This window comes from Streptomyces griseoruber, from assembly GCF_001514205.1.
Lineage (GTDB): Bacteria > Actinomycetota > Actinomycetes > Streptomycetales > Streptomycetaceae > Streptomyces > Streptomyces griseoruber.
Window position 1 is genome coordinate 159,601 of record NZ_KQ948766.1, and the last position, 16,353, is coordinate 175,953.

General features: G+C 70.8%; 14 protein-coding genes and 1 tRNA gene. 5 read left to right on the top strand and 10 right to left on the bottom strand.

Annotated elements, in window-relative coordinates; genetic code table 11:
* Positions 1–168: 168 nt before the first annotated feature.
* Together AQJ64_RS12920 and AQJ64_RS12925 are read right to left on the bottom strand one after the other, a co-directional pair.
* Positions 169–242: transfer RNA gene (locus AQJ64_RS12920), tRNA-Met, on the bottom strand.
* 40 nt (positions 243–282) lie between these two features.
* Positions 283–3,255, bottom strand: coding sequence for a UPF0182 family membrane protein (locus AQJ64_RS12925; protein ID WP_055631565.1), 2,973 nt, complete (start codon positions 3,253–3,255; stop codon positions 283–285).
* A gap of 164 nt (positions 3,256–3,419) precedes the next feature.
* Between AQJ64_RS12925 and AQJ64_RS12930 the strand changes: the two genes are divergently transcribed.
* Positions 3,420–3,962 (top strand): PPA1309 family protein, encoded by a 543-nt coding sequence (locus tag AQJ64_RS12930; RefSeq protein ID WP_055631566.1) that lies wholly within the window; start codon positions 3,420–3,422, stop codon positions 3,960–3,962.
* 12 nt (positions 3,963–3,974) lie between these two features.
* Here AQJ64_RS12930 and AQJ64_RS12935 read toward each other — a convergent pair whose 3' ends face one another.
* The 4 genes from AQJ64_RS12935 to AQJ64_RS12950 form a co-directional block, all read right to left on the bottom strand.
* Positions 3,975–5,066, bottom strand: coding sequence for a YlbL family protein (locus tag AQJ64_RS12935; protein WP_055631567.1), 1,092 nt, complete (start codon positions 5,064–5,066; stop codon positions 3,975–3,977).
* 88 nt (positions 5,067–5,154) lie between these two features.
* Positions 5,155–5,337 (bottom strand): hypothetical protein, encoded by a 183-nt coding sequence (locus AQJ64_RS12940; protein WP_055631568.1) that lies wholly within the window; start codon positions 5,335–5,337, stop codon positions 5,155–5,157.
* Between the two features lie 295 nt (positions 5,338–5,632).
* Positions 5,633–6,094 (bottom strand): molybdenum cofactor biosynthesis protein MoaE, encoded by a 462-nt coding sequence (locus AQJ64_RS12945; protein ID WP_055631569.1) that lies wholly within the window; start codon positions 6,092–6,094, stop codon positions 5,633–5,635.
* 167 nt (positions 6,095–6,261) lie between these two features.
* On the bottom strand, positions 6,262–7,374 hold the full coding sequence (locus AQJ64_RS12950; protein WP_055631570.1) for an SDR family oxidoreductase: 1,113 nt from the start codon (positions 7,372–7,374) through the stop codon (positions 6,262–6,264).
* A 197-nt stretch (positions 7,375–7,571) separates the two neighbouring features.
* Here AQJ64_RS12950 and AQJ64_RS12955 point away from each other — a divergent pair, with 197 nt between their 5' ends.
* Positions 7,572–9,014 (top strand): zinc-dependent metalloprotease, encoded by a 1,443-nt coding sequence (locus AQJ64_RS12955; protein WP_059202637.1) that lies wholly within the window; start codon positions 7,572–7,574, stop codon positions 9,012–9,014.
* The gene (locus AQJ64_RS12960) at positions 9,011–9,526 is read left to right on the top strand and encodes an NUDIX hydrolase (protein WP_055632315.1); all 516 of its coding nucleotides are present in this window, start codon (positions 9,011–9,013) and stop codon (positions 9,524–9,526) included. The genes AQJ64_RS12955 and AQJ64_RS12960 overlap by 4 nt, the downstream gene beginning before the upstream one ends.
* Before the next feature lie 58 nt (positions 9,527–9,584).
* On the opposite strand, the gene AQJ64_RS12965 is transcribed toward AQJ64_RS12960, so the two are convergent.
* From AQJ64_RS12965 to AQJ64_RS12980, 4 genes are all read right to left on the bottom strand, one after another.
* A complete protein-coding gene (locus AQJ64_RS12965; RefSeq protein ID WP_059202638.1) occupies positions 9,585–10,340 on the bottom strand; it encodes an AIM24 family protein in 756 nt (251 codons plus the stop codon).
* A 17-nt stretch (positions 10,341–10,357) separates the two neighbouring features.
* On the bottom strand, positions 10,358–11,038 hold the full coding sequence (locus tag AQJ64_RS12970; protein ID WP_059202639.1) for an AIM24 family protein: 681 nt from the start codon (positions 11,036–11,038) through the stop codon (positions 10,358–10,360).
* 11 nt (positions 11,039–11,049) lie between these two features.
* A complete protein-coding gene (locus tag AQJ64_RS12975) occupies positions 11,050–12,711 on the bottom strand; it encodes a TerD family protein (RefSeq protein ID WP_059202640.1) in 1,662 nt (553 codons plus the stop codon).
* Positions 12,712–12,855: 144 nt separating this feature from the next.
* Positions 12,856–13,452: a M48 metallopeptidase family protein gene (locus AQJ64_RS12980; RefSeq protein WP_055638274.1), complete on the bottom strand. Its 597-nt coding sequence runs from the start codon at positions 13,450–13,452 to the stop codon at positions 12,856–12,858.
* A 269-nt stretch (positions 13,453–13,721) separates the two neighbouring features.
* Between AQJ64_RS12980 and AQJ64_RS12985 the strand changes: the two genes are divergently transcribed.
* Both AQJ64_RS12985 and AQJ64_RS12990 read left to right on the top strand, forming a co-directional pair.
* Positions 13,722–14,948: a TOMM precursor leader peptide-binding protein gene (locus AQJ64_RS12985; protein WP_055638273.1), complete on the top strand. Its 1,227-nt coding sequence runs from the start codon at positions 13,722–13,724 to the stop codon at positions 14,946–14,948.
* Complete coding sequence (locus AQJ64_RS12990) at positions 14,941–16,320, top strand: ABC1 kinase family protein (RefSeq protein ID WP_055638272.1); 1,380 nt, start codon at positions 14,941–14,943, stop codon at positions 16,318–16,320. The genes AQJ64_RS12985 and AQJ64_RS12990 overlap by 8 nt, the downstream gene beginning before the upstream one ends.
* Positions 16,321–16,353 lie beyond the last annotated feature (33 nt).

The window sequence follows — 16,353 nt, forward strand, 5'->3', positions numbered from 1 at the left end:
CAGCCCGTGAGGTCACTTCAGCGTTTTGTCGACATGCCCACAGAGAGACAAGTCAAACACAGTCCGCCCAACTCCCCACAGCGGCGCGGCGATGTCGTACCGCGGCACATGCGTTCGCACATGACGAAGGCCCGGATCCGTGTACCGGATCCGGGCCTTCGTCTTCAGTAGCGGGGACAGGATTTGAACCTGCGACCTCTGGGTTATGAGCCCAGCGAGCTACCGAGCTGCTCCACCCCGCGTCGTGTTCCACAACCGTATCACGACACGGGGCGGGCTTGATCAACCGCTGGGACTGCTGCTCGGACTGGGACTGCTGCTCGCCTTGGCCCCTCCTGCGCCGCCACTGCTCGGCGTCGCGCTCGGACTCGGGCTGCTGCTGGCCTTGCTGCCGCTCTTGTCCGCCTCGGCCTGGGCGTCCTCGGCCCGCTTCAGGGCGGCCTCGAGGTCCTTCTGCGCCTTGCCGTACGCCTCCCAGTCGCCCTTCTTCAGGGCGTCCTGGCCGGCGGTGAACGCCTTCTGCGCGTCGTTCAGCGCCTCCTGGACCGTCGGGTTGGAGGAGGACGGCGGGGTGGTCGTGCCACCGCCCTCGTCCTCGGGCGGGGTCGCGCTCTCCGCGCCGAAGACCTTGTTGAGGGCCCCGTCGAGGGTGTCCTCGAAGGCGGTGTTGCCGCCGTAGGTCACCAACACCTTCTTCAGCAGCGGGTACTTGAGTCCGCCACCGCGCACATAGACCGGCTCGACATAGAGCAGTCCTCCGTCGAGCGGCACCGTCAGCAGGTTGCCGTACTCGATGTCGGAGTCGCCGCCCTTGAGGAGTCTGATCGACTCGGCGATGTCCTGTTCGGAGTTGAACTGGCTCTGGACCTGTTTCGGTCCGTCGACGGTGGTGCTCGTCGGCAGTTTCAGGATTCTGATCTTGCCGTAACCGGGCGTCCCCGCCTCGGAGTCCACCGCCATGAACGCGCTCAGGTTGTCCCGCCCGTTGGGCGTGAACGTCGTCGTCAGCGAGAACGACTGCGCCGTCTGGTCCGGCATCTTCATGCTCAGGTAGTACGGCGGCACCGCGTCACCCGACTTGTTGGACGGGTCGTCCGGCACCTGCCAGACCTCACTGCCGCTGAGGAAGGTCGTGGCGTCCTTCACGTGGTAGCGGGTGAGCAGCTCGCGCTGGACCTTGAACAGGTCCTGCGGGTACCGGAGGTGGGCCATCAGCGACGTCGAGATGTCGGACTTGGGCTCGACCGTGTGGGGGAACGCCTTCATCCAGGTCTTCAGGACCGGGTCCTCGGTGTCCCACTGGTAGAGCTTGACCTCGCCCGTGTACGCGTCGACGGTCGCCTTCACCGAGTTGCGGATGTAGTTGACCTGGTTCTGCTGGGCCACCACCGCGCGGTTGTCGTTGGTCGCGGTGAGCGAGTCGGCGGTGGTGTCGCCGAGGGTCGTACGGGAGGCGTACGGGTAGCCGTTCGTCGTGGTGTACGCGTCGACGATCCACTGGATCTTCCCGTCGACGACGGCCGGGTAGGCGTCGCCGTCGATGGTCAGCCACGGGGCGACCGCCTCGACGCGCTCCTTGGGCGTGCGGTTGTACAGGATCCGGGAGCCCTCGCCGATCGCGCCGGAATACAGGATCTGCGGCTCGCCGAACGCCACCGCGTACGCGGCCCGGTTGACCGGGTTGGAGAGGTTGACCCCGCTCTTGCCCTTGTAGCTGGTGGTCTTCTCGCCGTTGTCGTCGGAGTAGTCGATCTCCTTCTGGGGACCGCCGACGATCGAGTAAGTCGTCGTCTTCTCGCCGTAGTAGACGCGCTGCTCGTAGGTGCCGAGGTCGCCCTCGGAGGGCAGGTTGGACTCGGTGAAGAGCGGGCGGCCCTCGGAGTCGGCGGTGGTGCCCTTGGCGGCCACCACGCCGTAACCGTGGGTGTAGCGGAAGTGGTTGTTGATCCAGTTCTGCTTGTCGACGCCCGCGAGGTTCAGTTCGCGCAGACCGATGACCGTGTCCTGGTCGGAGCCGCTCTCGTTGTAGCGGTCCACGTCCAGGTTGGTGGGGAAGGCGTAGTACTTCCGCATCTGCTGGAGCTGCTGGAACGTCGGCGAGACGATGTTCGGGTCCAGGACCCGGATGCTCGCGGTGGCGTCCACGTCGTCGCGCAGCTGTGTCTTGTCCTTGGTGGTGCTGGTCCCCGAGTACTCGGTGACCTGCGCGCCGTCGATGCCGTACGCCTCACGCGTCGCCTTGAGGTTCTTCTCGACGTACGGGGCTTCCTTGGCCTGCTCGTTCGGCTGGACCTGGAACTTCTGGACGATCGCCGGGTACAGCCCGCCGATGAGGATCGCCGAGAGCACCATCAGCCCGAAGCCGATCACCGGCAGCTGCCAGGTGCGCCGCCACAGGGTGGCGAAGAACAGCAGGGCGCAGATGACGGCGATGCAGAACAGGATCGTCTTGGCCGGGAGGTAGGCATTGGCGTCGACGTACCTCAGGCCGGTCCAGTTGTCCGTCGCCTTGAAGTCGCTGGACTTCACGGCCAGGCCGTACCGGTCGAGCCAGTAGGCGACCGCCTTCAGGGCGACGAAGATCCCGAGCAGCACCGACAGGTGCCCGGTGGCGGCGGCCGTGGCGCGCGCGCCGGGGCTGGTGACGCGGAGCCCGCCGTACAGATAGTGGGTGAGCGCGGCGGCGATCAGGGAGAGGATCGTGGCGGCGAAGCCGAAGCCGAGCAGGAACCGGTACCAGGGCAGGTCGAAGGCGAAGAACGACACGTCGAGGTGGAACTGCGGGTCCTTCTGTCCGAAGGAGACGCCGTTGACCCACATCAGCCAGGTCCGCCACTGGCCGGCCGCCGAGGCACCGGCGATGAGCCCGACCAGGGCGGTGATGCCGAGCAGCAGCCACCGCTTGTAGGGGGCGATGCCCATGCGGTAGCGATCGAGGCTCTGCTGCTCCACCGACATCGCGCTCAGCGGGGGCCGCAGCCGGTGGGCGAGCCAGATGTTGAAACCGACCGCGAGCGCCATCAGCAGACCGAAGACGGAGAACAGGCCGATCTTGGTCCAGAGCGTGGTGGTGAACACGGACGAGTAGTTCACCGACCGGTACCAGAGCCAGTCCGTCCAGAATCCCGCGAACATGGTGAACGCCATGCCGAGGACGGCAAGGACGCCCAGCGTCATGAGCAGGGTCCGGACGCGCCGGGACGGGCGGCCCACTCTCATCCGCGGCCCTGTCGGGCCTCCGCCGCGGTCCGGCATCTGGAAAGCCAAGGTGCGCACCTCGAAGTTCGCTGTCGATCCCTCAGGCCCGCGTGTTCGCCGGCCCCCAGTGGCCCCCCGTGATCGTGGGCCCACACCTATGCAACTTACTCACCGTTTACTCGGTTCCCGATTCCGCCCGAGAACGAGAGAGGATTGTGACCATGTCCAACACTCCCATGGCGGCGACCCCGCTCACCCGGGCCGTACTCGAGATCGACGAGTACGCCTCCGGCCTCGGCTGGGACCAGCCCGCCCGCCTCTTCGCCCTCGTAGACACCGCACGACTGCGGGCTCAGGAACCCTCGCTCGCCGCCCAGCTCGGCCTGACGGACGAGCCCGAGACCACGGGTCTCACCCCGATCGAGCAGGACGAAGTGCCAACGGACAAGGCGCTCGACGAGTTCCTGGCCACGATCGCCTGGCCCGACGCGGTGGTCGGCTGCGCCCTGACCGTGGAGCGGCTGATGCTGCCGCCGTCCGCCGAGGCGCAGGTCCCGCAGGGCCTGAGCGAGGGGAAGCTGGCGAAGTGGGTGGCCGAGCACCCGGACCGCCAGGAGGTCCGGATGACGGTCGCGGTCCTGCGTGACGGCACCCGTGAGTCGGCGCTGCGGCTGCGCGAGAAGGACGCGCCGACGGAGGTGCTCACCGGCGGGAACCTGGTTCCCGGCCTGGCGGAGGCGCTGTCGGCGACCTTCGAGGAGTAGCCGCCCGCGTCCCTACTTGGTGCACTTCGGCAGATCGGCGGTGTCGCCGCTGCGGATGTCCTTGAGGGCGGAGAGGGCGTCGTCGATGGTGTCGACCTTGACGAGCCTGAGTCCCGAGGGGGTGTCCTTGGCGGCGGCCGCGCAGTTGTCGGCCGGCGTGAGGAAGTACTGTGCCCCCTGGCTGCGCGCGCCCACGGTCTTCATCTCGATGCCGCCGATCGGCCCGACCTTGCCCTCGTCGTCGATGGTGCCGGTGCCGGCGACGAACTTGCCGCCGGTGAGGCTGCCGGGCGTCAGCTTGTCGTAGATCCCGAGGGCGAACATCAGTCCGGCGCTGGGCCCGCCCACGTCGGCGAGCTTGATGTCGATCGTGAACGGGAACGTGTGATCGGTCCCGGCCGAGATCCCGACGATCGCCCGCTTCTCGCCCGCGTCGTCGGAGGTGGCGGTCGTGATGGTGACGTCCTGCGTCTTGGTCGCGGTCCTGTTCGCCTTCTCGGCGGCGGCCTGCTCCTTGGCCGGGACGATCGTGAACACCACGTCCTGGCCGGGCTTGTGCTGGGTCACCAGCTTCGCGACATCGGCCGGCTCCTTCACCGTGGTGCCGTCCACGGCCTTGATCACGTCCCCGGCGTGCAGCCGGCCCTCGGCCGGGGACCCCTTGACCACCGTCGAGACGATCACCCAGGACTTCACCGGGACGTCCAGCTCCTTCAGGGCGGCGACCTTGGCGCTCTCCTGGGACTGGCTGAACTCCTCGGCGTTCTCCTGGGTGGACTGCTCCTCGGTCTTGCCGTCCGGGTAGAGCGTGTCGTGCGGGACGACCTTGTTGTCGTGTGCCAGCCAGCCGTAGACCGCCTCGACGAGGTTCATCCGGTAGTCGGCGCTGGTGACCCGCACGGTGGTCATGTTCAGATGACCGCTCGTCGTGTACGTCTTGCGTCCCGCGATCTGCAACACCGGCTCACCGTCGTGCTCACCGAGCGTGTTCACCGTCGGCCCCGGGGACATCTCCGAGTACGGCACGGGGATGAGCACTCCCGCGCACAGGAGCGCGATCAGCATCAGGGTGGAGGCGAGCATCGTCGCGGTGCGGCGTGGCATGCCTCGACAGTACGGGACGCCTCTGTCAGCGCACCGTCAGGGCCACCACCCGGGTCACCACCCGGGTCACCACCCGGGTCAGCCGCCCTCAGCCCCCCGAGGAGGACCTCGGCACGGCGGCGGACTTCTCCATGGCGGCGCGGAACCGCGCGTACCCGTCGAGCTCCGGACCGTCGCCGCGCGCCTTGCGGGTGCGGTTGGCCCAGCTCCCCCACAGTCCGGCACCGATCGCAGCCACAAGCGGAATCAGCAACCAGGCGAGCACCGCCATGCCGACCTCCCAACCCCATTACCGCAACTGACTGATCAGCAGATTAACCATCCGCACTGACAACGCTCACGGCAGGGGTGGGGTTACGCAACCGGAGGCGGGGCGGCCCGACGGGGCCTCGGGGCGGGTGTCGAAAGTGGCGTCGTCCGCCCGGAGGGCGGGGCCCACGGCGTCTGGTGCGGTGCATCGCACGGCGGAGGGTCGTCCGCGTACTGGGCGCACGAGAACGATCCCGACAAGGCGGCGAGGCGCCGCGCCAGGCGTCGCGGGCCAGCCGGGACTTTCGACACACGCCCTAGCAGGCCCCGACCCACTCCTCGGTGCCGTCGGAGAACTTCTGGTGCTTCCAGATCGGCACCTCGTGCTTGAGATCGTCGATCAGCTTCCGGCAGGCCTCGAAGGCCTCGCCCCGGTGCGGACACGACACGGCGACGACGACCGCGAGATCCCCGACGGCGAGGTCCCCCACCCGGTGCACGGCCGCGAGCGCCCGCACCGGGAACTCGGCGACGACCTTCTCCGCGATCCGCCGGATCTCGGCCTCGGCGGTGGGATGGCAGGAGTACCCGAGCGTGTCGACGTCGGCACCCCCGTCGTGGTTGCGCACGGTCCCCACGAAGAGCGCGGTCCCCCCGGCCGCGTCGTCCCCGACGGCCCGGAAGACCTCGTCGAGCGAGAGCGCGGTGTCCCGGACACCGATCAGCTTGACGGGGTCCTCGGCCGCCCGCTCACCGGGATGGTCGTTGGTGGATGCCATGCCTCCATCGTGCCGCACGCGCGCGAGCAGCGGGAACAGGGGAGGCGGCGCCTCGAAGGCACCGCCCGGATTTCCGGCCCGTCCGGCGATTGAGGACGAGGCCCGTCGGGGCCGAACCGGGGGTCCAGGGGGCGGCAGCCCCCCGGCGGCGCCGCGGAGGCAGCGCCTCAGCGTCCCCTGCGCGCCTTGCGCGCCCGGCGCACCACCGCCGCCGCACCCAGCAGCGCGACCGTCGCACCCGCGGCCCCCGCCGCCGTGGCGTCCTTGCGCCCGAGCCGCCGCCCGGCCACCGTGTGCCGCCCGGCCACCTCCTCCAGCAGCTCCGCGAGCACCTCCTCATTGGTCCACTGCGCCCGCCACCCCGCGTCGTGCAGCCGCGACCCGCTCACCACCCACGGGTACATCGTGTACGCGAGGTCGCCCGCCGGGGACGGCGTCAGCCCGATCCGGTGCAGCCGGGCCGCCGCGCCCAGCGCGACCGCGGACGGCAGCTCCATCCGCCGGATCCCGCTGAGCTCCTCGACCTCCTCCTGCTCCAGCCACCCGTCGCAGCCGACGGCCAGCTCGCCGTCGACCTTCTCCAGTACGGCGTACTCCAGGGCGCCGCACAGATCCTCGACGTGGCAGAACTGCCAGGCCGGCCGGGACCCGGCCACGACCAGCAGCCGGGGTGACTCGAAGTACCTGGTCAGTGCCGTGTCCGTACCTCCCACCAGTACGGCCGGGCGGACCACGGTGACGTTCAGCCCGGGATGCGCGCGGGGCGCCCGGCGCGCCAGCCGTTCGATTTCCAGCAGGTCCCCGACGCCCGTCGCCTCCGCTGTCGCGCGCAGCTCCGCGTCCTCCGAGAGCGGCAGCTCGTTGTCCTCCAGCGCCCCGTAGACCATCGAGGAGGTGCACAGCACCACGCGGCGCACACCGGCCGCCGCGGCGGCCGTCAGCACGGTCTGGGTACCGCGGACGTTGTAGGCCGTCCGGGCGGCGGCGTCACTCCCCAGGTCGAGATCGAGGGCGAGGTGAACGACGACGTCGACGCCGCGCAGCTTGTCGGCGATCGCCGGGTCACGGACGTCGAGGATGTGCCACCGCGCCGCGTCGCACTCGCCCCGTCGCTCGTCGATGGCGACGACCTGCTTGATCTCGTCCGACGCGGCGAGCCGCTCGGTGAGCAGCGCGCCGACCCCGGTGGCTGCGCCGGTCACGGCGACGACGGGCCCGCGCGAACCACCCGGGGCGGAGTGGTTTCGCGCTGCGCGAACCTGCGGATCTGGGGAACTCACCAGGTGTCTCCAGCGGTTGTCTTGGCATACGGGCGCGACTGACGCGTACGTACCAGGTGGCATCCATCCTGCCGCAGGCCAGGAGTCGGCGAAGCACCGAGGCCCGATCGAGCCCCGGGGTGTCTACGCTGGGTGGTGTTGCAGGGCAGCCACGCCGCCGGGTGAGAACCCGGTGGCCCGACCAGCCGAGGAACCCCGTGAGTGACACCCCATTCGGATTCGGCCTTCCGCCGGAGGAGCCGGAAGACGGCGACGAGGGCAAGAAGAAGGACCAGCAGAGCGGTGGTGGTCAGGGACAGGCCAACCCGTTCGGTTTCGGCGGGCTGCCCGGCGCCGGAGGCTTTGGCGGCCCCGGCGCGGACAACCCGCTCGCGGCCATGTTCGGTTCGCTGAACCCCAACGACCTGGGCGCAGCGTTCCAGCAGCTCGGCCAGATGCTCTCGTACGAGGGCGGGCCGGTGAACTGGGACATGGCCAAGCAGATCGCCCGCCAGACGGTCTCCCAGGGCACGTCGGACGGCGTGAAGGACGCGAGCGTGGGCCCCTCCGAGCGCACCGCCGTGGAGGAGGCCGTCCGTCTCGCCGACCTGTGGCTGGACGACGTGACCTCACTGCCGTCCGGCGCCGGCTCGGCCGTGGCGTGGTCGCGCGCGGAGTGGGTCGAGGCGACCCTGCCCGCGTGGAAGGAGCTCGTCGACCCGGTCGCCGAGCGCGTCGGCGCGGCCATGGGCGATGTCCTGCCGGAGGAGATGCAGGCCATGGCCGGCCCGCTGATCGGCATGATGCGCTCGATGGGCGGGGCGATGTTCGGCTCGCAGATCGGGCAGGCCGTCGGTGTCCTGGCGGGCGAGGTGGTCGGCTCGACCGACATCGGGCTGCCGCTCGGACCGGCGGGCCGGGCCGCGCTGCTACCGCTGAACATCGAGTCGTTCGGCAAGGACCTGGGCGTTCCCCAGGAGGAGGTCCGGCTCTACCTCGCGCTGCGCGAGGCCGCCCACCAGCGCCTCTTCGCGCACGTGCCGTGGCTGCGCTCGCATCTGTTCGGCGCGGTCGAGGGCTACGCGCGCGGGATCAAGGTGGACACCGCCAAGCTGGAGGATGTGGTCGGCCAGTTCGACCCGCAGAATCCCGAGCAGCTTCAGGACGCGCTGCAGCAGGGCATGTTCCAGCCCGAGGACACCCCGGCGCAGAAGGCCGCCCTGGCCCGTCTGGAGACGGCCCTGGCGCTCGTCGAGGGCTGGGTGGACGCGGTGGTGCACGCGGCGGCGAAGCCCCGGCTGTCGTCGGCGGACGCGCTGCGCGAGACCCTGCGCCGCCGTCGCGCCACGGGGGGTCCCGCGGAGCAGACCTTCGCCACGCTGATCGGCCTGGAGCTGCGCCCGCGCCGCCTGCGGGACGCCTCCCGGCTCTGGGCCTCGCTGACGGACGCGCGCGGGGTGGACGGCCGTGACGCCCTGTGGGCGCACCCCGACATGCTGCCGACGGCCTCCGACCTGGACGACCCGGACGGCTTCGTGCACCGCGAGCAGCTGGACTTCTCCGAGCTGGAGAAGATGCTCGGCGAGGTGGGCGGCGGATCCGGCCCCGACGAGAAGCCGAACCTGAAGAAGGACGACTCCGAGGGCGACGACACCGAGTGAGCCTGTACGACGACGCGGTCCTCGTACTCAAGGGCTACGAGGACCAGCCGGAGCTGCGCCAGACCTATCTGGACCACCTGGCGGCCCACCCGGACGGCCTGTGGAAGGCGTGCGGCGACGGGCACGTCACGGCGAGCGCGCTGGTGATCGACCCCGCACGCGCGCGTGTGCTGCTCACCCTCCACAAGAAGCTGCGGATGTGGCTGCAGATGGGCGGCCACTGCGAGCCGGGCGACGCGACGCTGGCGGCGGCGGCCCTGCGCGAGGGGGCGGAGGAGTCCGGCATCGGGGGGCTGCGCCTGCTGCCCGGCGGCCCCGTGCGACTGGACCGGCACGAGACACTGTGTGCCTGGCATCTGGACGTCCAGTACGCGGCGCTCGCTCCGGCCGGGTCCGTGGAGGCGATCAGCGACGAGTCCCTGGACCTGCGCTGGTTCGCCTACGACGAGGTGGCGGAGGTGGCCGACGACTCGGTCGTACGGCTGCTGGAGGCGACCCTCGCCAGGCTGTGACGGTGTAAGGGGCGCCCGTCCTTGCCGGCACCCCTTACCCCTGTCTTCACCCCTCTTTTCAGCTCCAGGCGTTGCCCTGGTTCTGCGACCTGGCCCCGTGCTGGCCCATGCCGTACTGCGCGGCGAGGCCGGACCCGATCTGGGCGTTCTGCGGCGGCAGCAGCTCGCTGGGCTGCACCAGCGCGAACCCGGTGCCCATGAAGCTGAGCTCCCAGCCCTCTCCGGTGTTGCCGCGCCGGCGCCAGACCCCTGAGGAGTGCGTCTGGGCCTGCATCTGCACGCGCAGCCCGGTCGACCAGGCCACGATGGCGTCGGCGTCGCAGTTGACGTACCGGTCGGGCGTGACCTGCATCATCAGCGGTGCGCCCGAGGTCATCAGGGCGACCCGGCCGCGCCCGGTGATGTTGAGCTGGTACTTCCCGGAGCCGGAGATGCCGTAGAGGCTGTCGACGGCGACGACCTCGTGGTGCAGCGAGGAGTCCATGGCGAGGACGTAGCTGCTGTCGACGGTCAGCCCGTCCTGCTCGACGTCCACGAGGTGGATGTACTGCTTGAGGTTGGCGAGGTAGACGGTGCCCTGCCCGTGGCAGCGCATGAGGTCCAGGCCCTCGCCCGTGCGCGCACGCGCGCGTCCCTGCTGGTTGCTCTGGTACTCGGCGTCGAACTCGACGAGCCCCTGGTAGGCGACCATCGTGCCCTTGCGGGCCAGGATGTCGTCGTGGCCCTCCAGGACGACCCGGAGCATCTGCTTGTTCTGGAGGCTCCAGCGTTCCTGGGTCTGCGAGTCGTTGTGTGCGAAAAGTGAGCTCTGCATGGCTTTCTGGCTCCCCCTCAGCCCCGGAACCGGAGGCGGTCGGTGCTGTCCTCGCTGGGCTGGACGACGACGATGCCCTGGCCGGAGAAGGCCATCTGGTAGGCCTCGCCGCTGCCGCGGCCGATGAGGGACTGCGCCTTGAAGCTGCGCTTGCCCTTGACCTTGAGGTTCGGCGACCAGGCGACGAGCGCGTCCGGGTCGACGTAGGTCTCGTCCTCGCCGCCGCCGCAGTCGACGACGATCGGCTTGCCCCGGGAAGTGAGCGCGACCCAGCCCTGACCGGAGATCTTGGTGTTCCACAGGCCCTGTCCGGCGAACTTCGCCAGGCCCTTCACCCGCTCCACGCCCCAGGTGAGGTGCGCGTCGAAGGCGAGCAGATTGGTGGCGTTGACCGAGATACCGTCGCCGTTGAGGTTGATCACGACCACGTTGGCGCCGTAGTCGGCGAGGTAGAGCAGTCCGTCGCCGGAGCACTTCATCAGGGGTGCGCCCTCGCCGGTCATCCAGTCGCGGGCGATCTGGCGTACGGCCGGCGGGTTGGGCTCGTACTGGACGAAGCCCTCGTAGGCGACCATCGAGCCCACGCGCGCGAAGAGGTCGTTTCCGGTCTGCATGGCGACCTTCAGCATGTGGCTGCCGTGGTTCTCCATGCGGGCGGTGACGGGTGCGGGGGCGTAGCCCGCGAGCGGCTGGTTCATGACGGGCTCCCTCAGACCTCGTACGGCTGGACGACGATGAAGTTGCCGGGCGCGCCCCGGAACTGGAGGTTGACGCTCTCCCCGGTGTCGCCGGGGTAGGCGTTGCGGCGCATCCGCACCTGGCTGGAGACGACCACCTGGGCGGCGGACGACCAGGCGACGACGGCATTGCAGTCGGCGAACGTGGTCGGGGTGACCGGCAGGACCACGGGCGTGCCGTGCGTCTTGACGACGATCGTGCCGGTGCCCGTGAACTGCATGGTGAACAGCGCGCCGCCGGGGATGCCGTGGCCCTCGATCCGGCGGACCTCGTACTGGAGGCTCTCGTCGAAGGCGAGGACGTTCTCCGCGGAGACGCAGATGCCGTCGCCCTGGAGCTCGATGGGGTGCAGCATCGTGGCGTTGTCGGCGAGGAACACCTGGCCCTGGCCGGTACAGCGCATCAGCTGCATCTCCTGGCCGGTCGCGTTGCCCACGATCCGGCCGGCGAATCCGGCTCCCTTGTAGCTGAAGTCGACCTTGCCCTGGTAGAGCACCATGCTGCCCTGGCGGGCGAGCACGGGCTGGCCGCCCATGCCGAGGTCGACACGGATCAGCTTCTTGTTCTGCTGCGTCCAGCGCTGCCCGGTGGGCGTCTCCTTGAACTGCTGGAGCGCCGCGGCCACTCCGGCGCCGCCCTGGGGCGCGCCCTGCGGCACGCCGTAGGCCTGCTGGCCGGGGACCTGCCCGAACGGGGGCTGCTGCTGGCCGTAGCCGGGCGGCATCGGGGCCTGGGGCGGCATGGGGGCCTGCGGTGCGTGAGGCGGCTGGCCGTAGCCGGGGGGCGGCGGGGCGGTCGGGGCGCCGGGCTGGCCGTACGGCTGCTGCTGGGGCGGCTGGCCGTAGGGCGCGGGGACCGGGCCGGGCGGCGGGACCGGGACGCCACCGGGCGGGGTCATGGGCGCGATGATGGTCGGCGCGGCGTGCACCGGGGGTGCGGGCGCCGGGGCGGGCGGCGGCGTGAAGCCCTGCGGGGCGGGCGCCGGCACCGGCGCGGGTGCGGGTGCCGGCGCGGGTGCGGAGGGGGCGGCGAACGCGGGCGGGGCGAACCCGGGGGCGGCACCGGACTGCGGCTGGGGGGCGGCGGCGGGCGCGGGCGCCTCCTCCTCCGCGACCTCGCCGCCGAAGTTCTTCAGCAGCGCCTCCAGGCCGCCGTCGAAGCCCTGTCCGACGGCTGCGAACCGCCAGACGTCCTTCAGGTAGAAGTCGCCCAGCATCACGGCCCGCTCGCTGGTGAACTCCGAGCCGTTGAACGCGTACCGGGCCACTTCCTCGCCGCCGGCGACGATACGGAGGTAGCCGGGGTTGATCTGCGACATCTGTCCGGAGCCGTCGACGGTCGCCGTGAACGACAGCTTCTGGATCTGCGGCGGAATCCGGTCCAGCGTGATGCGGAAGGACTCCGTGTCGCCGGCCTGGGCGCCCAGGAGCTGGATCGACTCCTCGGGGGACTTCGGCTGGTTGAAGAAGACGAAGTACCTGTCGTCGGAGAGCCGTTCGTCGGCGTCGAGGCCGAAGCAGCTGATGTCGAAGGTCAGGCCGGGGGCGGTGATCTGCACGCCTACGTACAGATCGGTGCCCGCGGTGAGGTCACTGATCCTGGCCTTGTGGCCGCGTTGGAATTCCCTGGGCATGCGTAACGACCGTCCCCCATCCCGATTGCGAGTGCGTCGCGTCAGGCTAACGGCAAACTCCGACAACGCACGATGTCGGTACAGACCCGGTACACAACCCGCGCCGCCCGATACCGGACGCGTACACGCTCCGCGCCCTCGGGGTCACTCCTCGCGCGCGTCGGACAGATGCGGCAGCCGCTCCGCGGCCACCACGCCCTCCAGATAGCCGCGGGCCCGCTCGGTGCGCGGGTAGGCCTCGAGCAGCCGCCAGAAGTCGGGGCCGTGGCCGGGCACCAGCAGATGGGCGAGTTCATGGGCGAGGACGTAGTCCACGACGTAGTCGGGCATGCCCTGGAGGCGGTGCGACAGCCGGATGCTGCCCTCGGCCGGCGTGCAGGAGCCCCAGCGGGTGTTCTGGTTGGTGACCCAGCGCACCGAGGTCGGCCGGGCCCGGCCGTCGAAACACTGGGCCGACAGCCGCTCGGCCCGCTCCGCCAGTTCGGCGTCGCCGGGCACCCGCTTGCTCTCCTGCGCGGCGAGCTTGTCCAGCATGACGCCCACCCAGCGCCGTTCCTCGGCCTCGGACATCCGGGCGGGGATGAGCACGATGGTGCGATCGCCCTCGCGGTAGGCGGAGACCGTGCGGCGTCGACGGGCGCTTCTGCGGACCTCGATCGCGCTCGCCCCCGATCCGCTCGCAGGCTGGCTCGTCGGCTTCCGCTGTGGCGTTCCGGCGCGGTGCAGGGGGTCGGCGGGCACGCCCCGACGTTACCCGCTGCACCTGGGGGAAGTCCCGACTCCGGGACGGTCGGGTTCCGATCCCGCACCCCCGTTTTAAGTCATACGACGGATTTGTACGACGAATTCCGGTGCCTGTGGACAACTTTCGGCACGGCTCGACGGGGACGGGCATGCTGGCACTCGTCGGCGGAGCGAGGAGACCCCATGCCCCCGCTCCGTCGACGTAAGCGGAGTTTCCAGATGTGCACAGCCATATGCGGCCATACACAGGCATACGGGGGCCTTTGATGCATCCGATGGTGAAGCCCGCGCTGCGGCGCGGCTGGCGGGACCTCAACACCGTGCAGTTCGGGATGGCACCGGCGCACGCGCTGACCCTTGGTCCGGTGGACACGGCGACGGGCAGTTTCCTCGACCTGCTGGACGGCACCCGGGGGCTCGACCTGCTGCGTGAGGAGGGGCGCCGCATGGATCTGCCGGACGGCCATGTGGACCGGCTGGTGGAGCGGCTGGGCCGGGCGGGGCTCCTCGACGACGCGCGCGGGGGCGGGCCGGACGCGGCGGCCCTGCGGGACAGGCAGGAGGTCCTGGACCGGCTGCGGCCGGACCTCGCCTCGTTGTCGCTGACCACGTCGGCCCCGGGCGAGGCGCTCGACCGGCTCGCGGCCCGGCGCCGGCTGCGGGTGCAGGTGCGCGGCGCGGGACGGGTCGGCGCGGTGCTGGCGGCGCTGCTGTCGGGCGCGGGGGTCGGCGAGGTGGACGTGAGGGACGGCGGTCTGGTGGAGCCGGGGGACGTGGCACCGGGCGGGCTGTCCGCCGAGTCGGTCGGTGAGCGCCGGGACGAGGCCGCCCGCCGGGCCGTGCGCGCAGCCTCCCCGGACCGCCCGTCACGCAGGAGGAGCCGGTCACCGTCCGAGGCGGGAACCCCCGGCCTCGCCCTGGTGATCATCGCCGCACGGGACGACGTCTGCGTGCACGCGCCGCCCGCGTCCGCGGCCGATCCGCTGCTCGCCTCGGGCACCCCGCATCTGTACACGGGGGTGGTGGAGGCGACGGGTGTCGTGGGGCCGCTCGTCCTGCCCGGTGAGACGGGCTGCGCGGGCTGTCTCCAGCGGGCGCGCACCGACCGGGACGAGACCTGGCCGCGGCTGGTCGCGCAATGGCAGTCGGGGCGGCGCCGCCCCGCCCAGGCCTGCGATCTGGCCCTGGCCACGGCGGTCGCCGGCCTGGCGGCCGCCCACGCGCTCACCTTCCTCGACGGCCGCCTCCCCTCCAGCGCGGGAGCCCGCTGGGAGGTCTCCCTCCCCACCCTGCAGTGGCACTCCCGGCCGGTGTGGCCGCACTCCGCGTGTCCGTGCGGCGCCTCCGGGGAGGGCGCGGAGAAACGTAAGGGGGAACACACACCCGAGGAGGGGGGATCGCACGCGACAATGGCAGGGCAACGGCAATCGAGGGAGTTACGCCGTACGACAGTTGCGGCGCGGCAGGCTGGGACTTGGAGGGCGCATGTCTGATCTTCCCCGGAAGGCGGTCACCCGGACCGCCAAGCTCGCCGCGCTGCCGCTCGGCTTCGCCGGACGGGCGACCTGGGGCCTGGGCAAGCGGATCGTGGGCGAGTCCGCGGAGATCGTCGGCCGTGAGCTGCAACAGCGGACGGCGGAGCAGCTCTTCAAGGTGCTGGGTGAGCTCAAGGGCGGGGCGATGAAGTTCGGGCAGGCCCTGTCCGTCTTCGAGTCGGCCCTGCCCGAGGAGGTCGCCGGCCCCTACCGCGCGGCGCTGACGAAGCTCCAGGACGCGGCGCCGCCGATGCCGACCCGCACGGTGCACTCCGTGCTCGCGGAGCGGCTCGGTGAGGACTGGCCGGACCTGTTCGTCGAGTTCGACGACAAGCCCGCCGCCGCGGCCTCCATCGGCCAGGTCCACCGCGCGGTGTGGCACGACGGGCGGGCGGTCGCGGTCAAGGTGCAGTACCCGGGGGCGGGCGAGGCCCTGCTCTCGGACCTGAACCAACTCAGCCGTTTCGCCCGTCTGTTGGGTCCCCTGATCCCCGGCATGGACGTCAAGCCGCTGATCTCCGAGCTCCGAGACCGGGTCTCCGAGGAACTGGACTACGCCTTGGAGGCACAGGCCCAGCAGGCCCACGCCGAGGAGTTCGCCGGCGATCCGGACGTCGTGGTCCCGGCAGTGGTGCACCAGTGCGAGCAGGTCCTGGTCACCGAGTGGATCGACGGCATCCCGTTGTCCGAGGTGATCACCGGGGGGACCCAGGAGCAGCGCGACCGCGCCGGACAGTTGTTGTCCCGCTTCCTGTTCTCCGGCCCGGCCCGCACCGGCCTGCTGCACGCCGATCCGCACCCGGGCAACTTCCGTCTGCTGCCCGGCGGACCGGACGACGAGGAGGACTGGCGGCTCGGTGTCCTGGACTTCGGCACGGTCGACCGGCTCTCGGGCGGTCTGCCGGAACCGATCGGGGAGTCCCTGCGCATGACCCTGGACGGCGAGGCGGACGCGGTCTACGCACTCCTGTGCACGGAGGGCTTCGTCAAGGAGTCCATCGAGCTGGACCCCGACGCGGTCCTCGACTATCTGCTGCCGATCATCGAGCCGGCCAAGGCGGAGGAGTTCACCTTCACCCGCGGCTGGATGCGCAGCCAGGCGGCCCGGATCGCCGACCCCCGCTCCCCCGCCCACCAGTTGGGCAAGCAGCTCAACCTGCCGCCGGCGTATCTGCTGATACATCGGGTGACCCTGAGCACGATCGGTGTGCTGTGCCAGCTCGGCGCGACGGTACGGCTGCGGGACGAACTGGAGGAGTGGCTGCCGGGGTTCGTCCTGGAAGACGACCTGGAGCAGCTCGAGGCACAGGAGTCGGTGGCGGAGGCCTGACGGTCACCGGCAACGCGCCGAGGGGGCCGGTCC

What these genes read in the sequence shown, in the direction of transcription:
- AQJ64_RS12940 (WP_055631568.1), bottom strand. Translation starts at nt 5,337, where the DNA reads ATGGCGGTGCTCGCCTGGTTGCTGATTCCGCTTGTGGCTGCGATCGGT.
- AQJ64_RS12965 (WP_059202638.1), bottom strand. Translation starts at nt 10,340, where the DNA reads ATGCAGAGCTCACTTTTCGCACACAACGACTCGCAGACCCAGGAACGC.
- AQJ64_RS12975 (WP_059202640.1), bottom strand. Translation starts at nt 12,711, where the DNA reads ATGCCCAGGGAATTCCAACGCGGCCACAAGGCCAGGATCAGTGACCTC.
- AQJ64_RS12930 (WP_055631566.1), top strand. Translation starts at nt 3,420, where the DNA reads ATGTCCAACACTCCCATGGCGGCGACCCCGCTCACCCGGGCCGTACTC.
- AQJ64_RS12990 (WP_055638272.1), top strand. Translation starts at nt 14,941, where the DNA reads ATGTCTGATCTTCCCCGGAAGGCGGTCACCCGGACCGCCAAGCTCGCC.
- AQJ64_RS12935 (WP_055631567.1), bottom strand. Translation starts at nt 5,066, where the DNA reads ATGCCACGCCGCACCGCGACGATGCTCGCCTCCACCCTGATGCTGATC.
- AQJ64_RS12925 (WP_055631565.1), bottom strand. Translation starts at nt 3,255, where the DNA reads ATGCCGGACCGCGGCGGAGGCCCGACAGGGCCGCGGATGAGAGTGGGC.
- AQJ64_RS12985 (WP_055638273.1), top strand. Translation starts at nt 13,722, where the DNA reads ATGCATCCGATGGTGAAGCCCGCGCTGCGGCGCGGCTGGCGGGACCTC.
- AQJ64_RS12945 (WP_055631569.1), bottom strand. Translation starts at nt 6,094, where the DNA reads ATGGCATCCACCAACGACCATCCCGGTGAGCGGGCGGCCGAGGACCCC.
- AQJ64_RS12970 (WP_059202639.1), bottom strand. Translation starts at nt 11,038, where the DNA reads ATGAACCAGCCGCTCGCGGGCTACGCCCCCGCACCCGTCACCGCCCGC.